Annotated in this window: 6 protein-coding genes and 2 pseudogenes; 6 read left to right on the top strand and 2 right to left on the bottom strand. The window is 42.6% G+C overall.

Annotation, left to right across the window (positions count from 1 at the left end; all coding sequences use genetic code 11):
* The first annotated feature begins 345 nt into the window (after positions 1-345).
* The 4 genes and pseudogenes from V7L05_RS16370 to V7L05_RS16355 all read left to right on the top strand — a co-directional run.
* Positions 346-639, top strand: coding sequence for an RNA recognition motif domain-containing protein (locus V7L05_RS16370; RefSeq protein WP_335165476.1), 294 nt, complete (start codon positions 346-348; stop codon positions 637-639).
* 370 nt (positions 640-1,009) lie between these two features.
* Positions 1,010-1,168, top strand: coding sequence for a hypothetical protein (locus V7L05_RS16360; protein WP_335165474.1), 159 nt, complete (start codon positions 1,010-1,012; stop codon positions 1,166-1,168).
* A gap of 32 nt (positions 1,169-1,200) precedes the next feature.
* Positions 1,201-1,405: pseudogene (locus V7L05_RS34725) on the top strand (IS701 family transposase); the annotation flags it as partial.
* A 145-nt stretch (positions 1,406-1,550) separates the two neighbouring features.
* Positions 1,551-2,291 (top strand): annotated as a pseudogene (locus V7L05_RS16355) (RNA-guided endonuclease InsQ/TnpB family protein); the annotation flags it as partial.
* A gap of 44 nt (positions 2,292-2,335) precedes the next feature.
* On the opposite strand, the gene V7L05_RS16350 reads toward V7L05_RS16355, so the two are convergent.
* Positions 2,336-6,352: a DUF2157 domain-containing protein gene (locus V7L05_RS16350; protein WP_335165472.1), complete on the bottom strand. Its 4,017-nt coding sequence runs from the start codon at positions 6,350-6,352 to the stop codon at positions 2,336-2,338.
* Between the two features lie 309 nt (positions 6,353-6,661).
* Positions 6,662-8,254 (bottom strand): glycosyltransferase family 39 protein, encoded by a 1,593-nt coding sequence (locus V7L05_RS16345; protein ID WP_335165470.1) that lies wholly within the window; start codon positions 8,252-8,254, stop codon positions 6,662-6,664.
* Positions 8,255-9,040: 786 nt separating this feature from the next.
* Between V7L05_RS16345 and argZ the strand changes: the two genes are divergently transcribed.
* Both argZ and V7L05_RS16335 read left to right on the top strand, forming a co-directional pair.
* Complete coding sequence (argZ, locus tag V7L05_RS16340) at positions 9,041-11,152, top strand: bifunctional arginine dihydrolase/ornithine cyclodeaminase (protein ID WP_335165469.1); 2,112 nt, start codon at positions 9,041-9,043, stop codon at positions 11,150-11,152.
* Between the two features lie 42 nt (positions 11,153-11,194).
* Positions 11,195-11,719: a DUF2085 domain-containing protein gene (locus tag V7L05_RS16335; protein ID WP_335165467.1), complete on the top strand. Its 525-nt coding sequence runs from the start codon at positions 11,195-11,197 to the stop codon at positions 11,717-11,719.
* Positions 11,720-11,798 lie beyond the last annotated feature (79 nt).

The raw sequence follows: 11,798 nt of genomic DNA, 5'->3' as shown, positions 1-11,798 counted from the left end.
CCTACAGAATTTATTCTGAATTCTGACGACTGATGCCTTTATTCTGTTTCGATAAAATTTAAAAATTACTAATACTATCTGAAGAGAAAATATTCACTGATGGAATTTTTTGGTGACTTCAAATTTCAGGCGATCGCTTGTAAGTTGATTTTAAACGAGTTTTGCCAACTGTTTGAGTATTTAGATCAACAGAGAAGTATAGTATTGCTGATAAATATAACTTCTAATTTTATGTTAAAGTAGGCATGAAAGATTAAATTCGGCTGTATAGTTTGTTTTTATATATTTGTATTACAGACCTCTCCCGATGTAAATCTCTACACACCCTGATTCTGGAGACATTCTATGTCAATTTACGTTGGTAATCTATCTTATGAGGTTAAAGAAGATGACCTCCGGCAAGTCTTTGCAGAATACGGAACTGTAAAAAATGTTCAATTGCCTATCGACCGAGAAACAGATCGGATGAGGGGTTTCGGCTTTGTAGAAATGGAATCAAATGCTGAAGAAACAGCAGCAATTGAGGCCCTTAATAATGCTGAGTGGATGGGTCGAAGCTTAAAAGTTAATAAAGCAAAGCCGAAGATAGGCGGAAGTTCCTCTGGTGGTAGACGAGGTGACTCCTCTCGCCGCGATTAAAGTCTAAAACCAAGAATTTAACAAAGTATGTTCAGTTTAATTCCCCTGCCTCTCCAGGTACCACGTTTTGTGTAGGGATTTTACCCCTACACAAAACTTAATTACGAATTACGAATTACGAATTACGAATTACGAATTATTTTAACTCTAAGGTCTTGAGGGCAGAGAAGGAGTCTGCCTTTTTTTGTTTTTCCAGATATCAGAAAATACCGTCACTTTGAAACGCCCCTGCAAAAGTGCAAACCTAAAGCAATTGCCAAGCACAAACAGCGTAAGAGAAGTTTCCGCAATTGATAATAACTGTCTCTTATAAAGCCATGCGTTAGCATAGCTTACCGTAGGTATCGTTTTTGTAACAGGTGCAGCAACCATGAATCCAGAAGTTAAACATATTGTTAGCGAACTAAGGCATCAGTTCTACTCTAAGTTTGCTGCTGCTATGAATATGCCGGTGATCATAACTGGTACATCTTATAGTAGTAATTCACCGATCGCATCTTGGATGGATCATAGGCAAAGGCTAAACTAAGTAAGTCGTGGAGAAAATTTATAAGTATGTAACAATTAACTGGCATTGAATCTTGTCAATGCCGTAAAGGTCGTATAAGAGAGAAATCATATTGCTTGTGCGATGTTAGTTTGGCTGAGACTGAAACATTTAGCTTATCAAACAAGTCAAACTATTTATAGAATCAAGCACAACTTACTTGACAATTATTTAATTCAGCAACTAAAACGTCCAGACGTTCAGATGTGTTTGGTCTAATTTAAAATGCTTTATTAGCGATCGCCTGGGAGTCAGAATGCCTTGAAGCGCAAATCTCTCACACTACAACCGCCCAAGTTATGTTCAGATATGTTTGCTCAAGGCTTACCCACCCGCGCTTTGTGCCAGTTGCGTAAGTCCTGATGTTAAACAGATTAAGCGTGTCCGAATAGTTAAGCGTGCTGATGGTTATTATTGCCAATTCTGTGTTGATATTGAACATAAAGAACAACATCAACATCATGGAAATCAAATAGGAATTGATGTAGGTCTGGAATTTTTCTATACTGATTCTGATGGTAAGACAGTAGAGAATCCAAGACTACTACGCAAGTCCGAGAAGTCTTTAAAACGCAAGCAACGTCAAGCATCAAAATGTAAAAAATGTTCATATAATCGCCGCAAAGCTGTTAATAAATTAGCTAAAAAGCACCTCAAGGTAAGTAGACAGCGTAAAGATTTTGTTGTTAAGACAGCAAGAGCGCTTGTCCAATCTAGCGATTTGGTAGTCTATGAGGACTTGCAGGTAAAGAATATGGTCAAAAATCACCATTTAGCTAAATCTATTAGTGATGCATCATGGTCATTGTTCACTGATTGGGTGGACTATTACGCTAAAGTTTTTGATACTTAGGCGATAGCTGTTTCACCACACTACACAAGTCTTGACTGCTCTGTTTGTGGGACAAGAGTTAAAAAATCTTTGTCTACCCATACTCATAAATGCCATTCTTGCGGAACAGTGATGCACCGTGACCACAATGCAGCTAAACAAATACTGACGAAAGGACTAAATAATACGGTAGGGCATACCGAAATCCACGCTTGTGGACAGAACGACCTCGGCTTTTGTGGGGAAACTGCTTTAAGTAAGTTGGCTGGATGAAACAAGAATCCCACACCTTCAAGGTGTGGGAGTGTCAAAAACCCCTATTGCCATGATTGAAATTCATCAATGGCGCTACGAATTAAGGAAGTTATTTGAGCGCGACGGGTTTCAAAGTTGGCGGCAATATAAATTAGTAAAATGCCAACTAGCAAGCCAACAACCCATTTTAAGAAAGAGTATTGCAAGCTGAAAATTACCGATTGATAGATTGTAGTAATTAAAAAAGTGGCTGTACCAATGTAGAGAAAAGCCCGCACTCGTAAAGCTAATCCGGCAAAAATGGCGATGAGGCTGAAAATCCCCGGTATCCAGGCTGTATGTTGATGAAATAAAATAGCCCACCCACAAATTAAACCACTACCTAGCACTCTCAGAATATGACGAGCGGTTTTATACTCTGGTAGCTTTAGTTGGATATCGACTTGAGCAATATAAAGCAGTGATAATCCAATGGGTGTTACATACCACAAAGCATCAGTTAAATGTAAGGAATTAAACCAACGGTAAAGCGCCCAATCAATCAACGCCACACTAATATAGGTAAAACGGATGTTTTCACCAAGCTTTACTAGGAAGATGTAAAATCCAGCTGCGAGTAGCAAGGTGATGGGGTAAGTTTGCAGTCTGGTTTCCCATAAAATGATCAGTGGTACAATGTATGCAGCTTGTTGCCAAGGTCTTTTAGACCAACCCCAATCCTCCCAAGGTAGGATGTATAGAAAATAGGCTACTACACAAGCGATCGCACCATTCCAAGGAACTAAGGTTCCAGCCCAAAATTTCCCGACTGCTGTCTCGCGCCAATAAATCCTCATACCCGCTACTTCTAATAAGCCAAGGTAAACCCACATTTCGCCTATTGTGATTCCTCCCAAGATGCTGGAGGAAGTGCGCGAATTTTGTCCCTGAAAGATGGCATAACGAATCAAAAATACCCCCGTTCCCAATCCCACCAAACGGTTAACTCCAATGGGAGTAATAATGGCAGCCATTAATAAACAACTACTCCAAACCCAGTGAATATGGGCAATTCCTTTCAGTTCTTGCAGAGTTAAACGTAAGTAGCTGACTAGCCTTGGCGACAAGATGCGGTAAGCATACATGATAGTGGCACCAAGGGCAGACATGGCAATCAATCCATCACCTAATGCTCCTCCTGAAGCTTGTAACATTTGATAGAACAAAAGTTCATAGGCAGAAATGGATACGCCAATGATTCCTAAATACAGCAGGGGTTTAAAGTTCTCGCGCCGTCGCCCCACGCCAATGATAATTAAAGCTACACCTAAAGAATACAAACCAGTCCATTGGGTGAAGGTGTCCAAACGCAGCAATACACTAAATGCACCATAAATTAATGGCAGAATGTGAAAACTGCTAGGAAGCTTTTCTAATTGATGTCGTCGTCGCCACCACTCTCCAACAAGTTGAGCGATTAAACCCAAGGCGATATTTGCGATTGGCAAGCCACGCTCCGCGAACGCTATTTTAACAGTTGAAGGTTCCCCAAATCCTAGCGCTTGGGCAGTCAACAATTCCAAACACCAACCGATGCTATAAAATGCCCAATTTGTCGGTTCTCGCCAACTGCGATAAACAATGGCTGCCAAGGCGATTGCAGTGGCAATTAAGTACAAAAATCCCGAAGTCGTAAACCCTTGGTAAATTAGTACTGAGTGCAACGTCAAACTCAACAACTCAAAACCACACAAAGCGATCGCCCATTTATCACTGGCGGCTGCATATATAACTGCTAATTCGTTACCGCGTCGGCTCAGAAGTGTCCGCGCTAACCATAGACTGAGAGTAGCGATCGCTCCCACGATAAACCAACCTGCTAGCGCGAGGCGAGGTAAACCAGGTACACCCGTCCACAGCAGCGCCCCAATGAAACTCAAAATAAATCCTTCTGTAATTACCGCAGATGTTTGGTTTCGCAAATAGCGTGTGTTTACAAACATCAGTCCCCCAGCCACAGCCAAACCGATTAATCTGGTTCCTGGTAGCTGTAAAGTAAGTAGCTGGGCAACTCCCACACCCAAAACGCTTAAGTAACGGCTAGTAGTCCGACGCTCTATAATTGTGCAATTGGCAACACCTGTGAGAGCTAAAGGCGTAACTAGCCAAATAGCTCCCCAATAAGCTTGGCTATCAGCCAGGCCATACCAAGATAATTCTGCATTCATCCACAATAGGAAAAAACTAGCGGCGGCTAATCCTAAACCGATGTCCCATGCACTACGTCGCCATAAACCTTCCTCCAGGCTAAATACCCATTCTGCAACCATTAAAGCTAATAAAATACTTGCCCAGGCTTGTTGAGTCAGGGTTGGTAAGAGCCAATTAATGGTAGAGCAAAAGGTCAGCACACCCATGATATGAGTTAAATATATCAGGGGAAGGGATGAGGGAGATGAGGGGGAGCGGCGTTGGGTGACGAATGCGAGAGTGATTGTGGAAAATAGCAGATTTAGCGATCGCAATGTGGGATTTATGAGAGCGATCGTTGTTAAAAAAGCTCCAAATAAGAGGGTGAGCAGTTCGCCAAACTTAGCTAATTCACGCTTTTGGCTGCGATAGAGGCTATCTGTGAGCGCCACCATCAAAACTACGTAGGGAAATAAAGCTATACTCAGCAATGCCCCAGGTTCATTTTGAGAATTGGTGAGTTGGGTGCCAATTGCGATCGCCCATTTCTGTAAGCTATCAGGTACTAACCGCCAAAAGAGCCAAATCGTCTGTAAGCCGATAACAAAAACTGCCGCGAAGTCAATCTTTAAACTGTGCTGCCGCAAGCGATTTACCATAAACCACAAACTCAAACCACTTACAGCGATCGCTTGCCAAGGATAATCTACTACTGATACCAGCCAACCCAGGAAGAGTAAAATGCTACCGAGTTTTTCCCAGAGTAAGGGGGATGAGGGGGATGAGGGAGATGAGGGAGATGGGGAGAATATTACTGTTACTTCTTCTGCTCCCCCTGCCCCTTGCCCCCTGCCCCCTGCCCTCTCCCCTCCTTGCTGTGCTAACCAAGTCACTAACCAGCCGCAAATACCAATAGCTAATCCCAACTGCGTGACATTTACCCCAGCAACAAAAATCGCCCGCACTAATAACACTATCAACGCATAAATAATTACAGCAGAAAGTAGACTAATACTTAAGCTATGGCGTAGGCGTAGCCCGTCGTAGACATCGCGCCTATCTTCCTTGCTGACAGAATTAGGCTGTTGGTAAAGATTGTGATAAATGGTAATAATAGTTGTGCCGATCATTGCCAGATAAACGGCAATCAAGGGAAATCCTGATAATTGCCAACCCCAATGCAGATAACTCAGCCCCAGAATATTTGCTAGAGGTAATTTGTCGGTATGTAAATTGGCAAAAATGGTGCGATTTTTGGAGAGTAAAACAGTTATAGCAGTAAGGGTAGGACAGGCGATCGCAACTACAATCCAATCCAGAGGATTTTGCCACAATCGAAAGCTATCCATTGCCCAAAAGTTTACTGGCACTAACAAAAGGGTGACAATTAGCAAAGTTTGAGCCGTCAATCTGAGGTTGCTTTGCCTAGTTGCCCAAAAGCTTAATCCCCAAAAAGTCAAAGTATAAGCAAATAAAACTCCATACTGTCCAGAAGCGGGAAACCTCTCCCACTGACTCGCAGCCAGTACCCCAGAGGACACCACTACCAGAAATACCCCTAGAAAAAGCAGCCAACGCACACTCAGTTCTGCCCCCAAGGACTGTAACATTGTGCTGATAAAGTTGGGTTTAGCTGGTTTTTGTTGCGGTTGTCTACGGCTACTAGATTCTAAAGCTGCTACGGGCAACTGCTGCACAGACTCAGAAGTTGCAAATATTACTTTTGTTTTAGCTTCCGGCTGGGGTTGCAACACCACCGCACACACCAGAAACTCTTGACATAGCTGCCTAACTTGGGTATCGGATATCAAACCTAAGCGCAGCCAGATATCTAGTCCTTCTAATAATTGAGGATGGGAGGATGGCAGTGTGATTTCAAATTTTAGCGGGCGCTCAAGGGGTGATGGCATAAGCGGCAGCAGTATAAGTATATACTTAAATCATGGGTTTAATTAAAGTATATTTTGGCTTTAATTGTGCCATTTATTAGGCTAACTGATATTAATTTTTATCTCACTTACTTACAGCAGTTTTCATTTAATTTAACCACATATGTTGTAGGGGCACAGCAATGCTGTGCCCCTACCGCGTGGTCTATTTACCTGAAAATTGCTGTAAGCTGGATTTCCCCGACTTCTTGAAGAAGTCGGGGATCTGGGCTTTTGCTTAAACAAGTGACATCCCACCCGACAATTAGGATATTTGTTTAAGAAGTCCCGTTAAGTCGATTTTATTATTTTCCAGACAAAGTGGTTTATCTGCTGTAACTTTGAGTTATAAACTTTTTCAATTCCAGCTTTTAAGAAGTCAGACGGTTCAAACAAGAACAAAAATATGTCAGTAAAGCCATTCGTAATCTCTGGTAACTGATTTTTCTCAACGATTTGAAATCGCACTTTTGGATCAACTAAGTAACCAAGTACTTGTATTGGTGGAAGTATGTTAGCTGTATCACTAATTATAAGTGGTTTATTCCCTTGACTAATAATCTGAGCAATTTTAGGATATTCTTGGTATTTTTCCGGGTATTTGTTCCACCAAATCTGGGCTTGAGAGTAGAGCATACAAGATATAACTCCGCCCATAATTAGCATGAATGTTACAAGTGACCAGAGCCTTTTTTGCCAAACTTGAGTAGAAATAGACGTGATCTTAGTGGTCAATAGGTAAGCAACAGCTAACTGTATACCTAAAACTGAAGGAAGTGTATATCGACTAGTAGCGTATCGCTTTTGAAAAACGAAATCCACTAACAGTAGGGGAAGCCCTACAGACCCAATCAAGGTTAAGACAAATAACCAAACTTCTTTAGAGGTTCTTCGACAAAGAACATAAATTGAATAGATGATTAGAGCTAAAATAATTAAAATAAAAGGAATTAAGGCAATCTTAAGTTTTCCTGGCTCGCTAGAGTTAATACTTAAATCAAGAAACGTCCGGCTAAAGATACCAGCCCATCTTGCAGCTGAGGCAAATAATGTTTGCTTAACATTTGCCCAATCTACTGCTTGTGGCTGAGGATGGGTAATAATAATCGAAATCCAAGGTATAAAAGTTATAAACCCCGCAAGCAATGATAACAAGTAATAAATCGATGTTTTACTCAATCGGAACCGTTCGATTGCAATTACATAAATTCCCTGTGCAAAAGCAACGAAGGTAAAAAATATATGAGTATAAAACCCTAGTGATAATGTTGCTGCATAAATGCACCAACTAACCTTTGTTTTAAGTCGCATGGCTCGCAGCAGTGCTATGCTTGATATTAAGATGGCTACTATCCATAAACTGTATGCTCTTGCTTCTTGTGCATACACGACATGAACAGGTGAAACCGCTACCAACGCGATCGCTATCCATCCTATTAGTGAAGACTCAAATAATTCTTGACATAGCCAATAAAGACAAGGAAAGGTAAGCAGACTAATAAATGCTGAAAAACTTCTTGTCACTGCGACAGAATTGCCAAACCATTCTACCCAAAACCGCGTCATCAAGATGTATAGCGGCAAAATCTGGGAGTCTTCTAAGATAATCCCTTTAATTGTATCAATTGTGTTTTTTTGCGGATTGGGATACTGATATTTATGCAAATCTTCTATGCTGAACAAACGACCATTACTTAACTGCTCATTCATTTCTGACAGCATATAGCCCGATATGCGTAATGATGAGAAAACTTCATCACCCCAATAAATTTTTTTGTCAAGATTGACGAAGCGAAAAAATACACCTATTACTAATAAAATGATCATTAAAAAACGTAACCAAGATTTAGAAATAAGCCCTCTCTGTGACAATTGCTTTTTCATGCAGCTTTCAATCTCCTCAAAGCGTTAATAAACGGTGGTAAAATTTTCTGATTAATTATCGCTAGAATCGTTTTTTAGCAGACATTTTGGTTTCCATGCTACTCTAAGACGTATTGCCAGACGCTACAACTATTTTAGGATTTACGCAAAACTACACGCGCTCTGGGGCAATTCATGAATTGCCCCTAAACTGATACCATTTCACACAAACTTTGATACATATAGATTTATCGTAGAGGCACAGCAATGCTCATAGGTGTCAACTTAAGCTGAAAGCCAGTGTCTAAGCAGCTTTTAGAGATTGTCTCGTTTGTCTCGTTCCCAGTCTCCGACTGGGAATGCCTATTAGAGGCTCCGCCTCAAGACTAGCGGCAGAGCCGCAATTGAAGAGCATTTCCAGCCTCTTGCTGGAAACGAGGTTTGAAAAGAGGCAGCAGCCCAATGAGCAGCATTGCCAGCCTCTAGCTAGAAACGAGGTTTCAAAAGGGTTTTGGTTTAAGTTGATACCAATGAGCTTTTTCTGTGCCCCTGCCAACGTATTTGTATCATTATTAAAGTGAAACGGTATGAAACAGTCATGGCCAAGAGATCCATGCTGTTTTGTCACCTTCTCTACTTATTCTCCTCACTTTGTCTCTTCCAGTAATAGAATTAAGAACGAAGCCTTTGTAAAGCCTTCAACTATCAAAAGATAGAAGCTCTACTAGCAGATTTGACAAAATGTAGAAAAACGAAAATCTGTATTCAAAGTAGGCTTGTAGCATATAAAACGCTTGTAAGATTTTTATGACTTCCCGTATTCGCTTTTTAATGTGTCCCCCTGACCACTACGACGTGGACTATGTGATTAATCCCTGGATGGAAGGGAATATTCACAAATCATCGCGCGATCGCGCCGTGGAACAGTGGCAGGGATTACACCAGATCCTTAAACAACACGCAACTGTAGACTTAGTACCACCTGAAAAAGGCTGGCCTGATTTGGTTTTTACCGCCAACGCTGGCTTAGTACTGGGGGATAACGTCGTCCTCAGTCGCTTTTTACACAAAGAACGTCAGGGAGAGGAGCCTTTCTTCAAACAATGGTTTGAGGCAAATGGTTATACAGTCAATGAACTTCCCAAAGATTTACCCTTTGAGGGAGCAGGGGACGCACTGCTGGATCGAGAAGGACGCTGGTTATGGGCGGGATACGGTTTCCGCTCAGAATTAGATTCTCACCCTTATCTAGCTAAATGGCTGGATATTGAGGTGCTTTCCCTGCGACTCATAGATGAACGTTTCTATCACCTGGATACCTGCTTTTGTCCCCTAACAAATGGCTATTTGCTGTACTATCCCGGCGCTTTTGATTCTTACTCCAACCGCTTAATTGAGATGCGAGTTGCACCAGAAAAGCTCATCCCAATTGAAGAAGCCGATGCAGTTAACTTCGCTTGTAATACGGTGAATGTAGACAGCATCGTGATCATGAACAAGGCGAGTGATGCTTTGAAAACCCGCCTTGTGGATGCAGGTTTCCAAGTGCTGGAAACGCCGCTTACCGAATTTCTCAAAGCTGGTGGCGCGGCTAAATGCTTAACCCTGCGAGTGACGGAACCAGTTAGAGATGAAATTCATGCCAATGTCTCGGTAGAAAGCCGGATCATTCGCATGGAAGGACACTTGCTGGACGCAGGTTTAATTAACCGCGCTTTGGATTTGATTATAGACGCCGGGGGAAGTTTCCAAGTCCTGAATTTCAACTTGGGAGAACAACGACAAAGTACTTCAGCTGCCGAAGTGAAGGTATCAGCACCATCTCATGAGGTGATGGAAGAAATCATCTCGCTGTTGATTGATTTGGGTGCTGTAGATTTACCCCAAGATGAGCGAGACGCGAAACTAGAGCCGGTAATTCAAGATGGTGTAGCGCCTGATGATTTCTACGTCAGTACGATTTATCCCACTGAAGTCCGAATTAATGGCCGGTGGGTGAAGGTAGAAAATCAACGGATGGATGGCGCGATCGCTATTACTCAAACTGCCAATAGTTTCGTCGCTCGGTGTAAAATATTACGCGATTTAAAAGTTGGCGAACAGGTAATTGTAGATGTGTTAGGTATCCGCACCATCCGCAAAACTGAATCGCGGGAACTACGCAGCACCCAAGAATTTAGCTTTATGTCGGCGGGGGTTTCCAGCGAACGGCGCGTGGAATTGGTTGTTGAGCAAGTGGCTTGGGAATTGCGGAAAATCCGCGATGCTGGTGGTAAGGTAGTTGTCACGGCAGGGCCGGTGGTGATTCACACTGGTGGCGGTGAACACCTAGCGCAACTAATTCGGGAAGGATATGTACAGGCGTTGCTGGGTGGGAATGCGATCGCAGTTCACGACATCGAGCAAAATATCATGGGCACTTCTTTGGGTGTAGACATGAAGCGGGGTATCGCTGTCCGTGGTGGACACCGTCATCACCTCAAGGTAATTAATACTATCCGTGGTTATGGCAGCATTCCCAAAGCTGTGGAGGCGGGAGCGATTAAAAGTGGCGTGATGTATGAGTGTGTTCACAATCATGTGCCTTTTGTGCTTGCGGGATCGATTCGAGATGACGGGCCTTTGCCTGATACTCAAATGGATTTGATTAAAGCACAGGAGGAATACGCCAAACATTTAGAAGGTACGGAGATGATTTTGATGCTGTCATCAATGCTGCACTCCATTGGGGTGGGGAATATGACTCCGGCGGGTGTGAAAATGGTATGTGTGGATATTAATCCAGCTGTGGTGACTAAGTTAAGCGATCGCGGTTCTGTGGAATCGGTGGGTGTGGTGACGGATGTGGGTTTGTTCCTTAGTTTGTTGATTCAGCAGTTGGATAAGTTGACAAGTCCGTATGTTAATAAGATAGGTTAGGGAGACGAACCGCGAAGACGCAAAGGGCGCAGAGAAAGGGAGATGAGAAGAGTAGCTTTTAGTGAAGAGTTGCAGGTTAATTGGGTCAGTTGGATTGCTGATTTTATGTTGGCGGGGATGGTTTTTGGCCCGCCAATTGCTCCCTTTTTAGCTGCGTCTGGGGTGTCTTTGCTTGCGGGAATTGCGGACATCATTTATTTTATGGGTAATCATGTCTGTCCGCAACCAACTATGGGGTTAGATTTGGCACCACCGTTTATTATGGCTGTTTGTATGCGCTGCTACGGCACCGTCACGGGTTTGCTGATTACTCGTTTGTTGTATGGGGTAACTGGTAGTAAGGGATTTTACTGGTTAAGTCAGTATGGCTGGAGTGGTGCAGCTTTAGCTAGTGTGCTGATGATGGCTTATCCTTTGGAATTGGCAGCACAGGTTTTTGGTTTGTGGAGTTTTAATAATTATCTGGTTACGCCTTTTGGGTTAATTACGGGTTTGGCGTGGGGATTGTTTACTATGCCTATTTTGCACGGGTGGCATGGTGCTAAAACTAGCTTGCATGAATTGTAGAAATGGTTTTCCGGCAGTTAGTAGAGACGTTGTAATGCAACATCTCTACACTTAGCAAATCTCCACAAAGAATCCTTAA

The organism is Nostoc sp., from assembly GCF_036917755.1.
Taxonomy (GTDB): Bacteria; Cyanobacteriota; Cyanobacteriia; order Cyanobacteriales; family Nostocaceae; genus Nostoc.
This window is presented reverse-complemented; position numbering and strand designations above follow the sequence as displayed.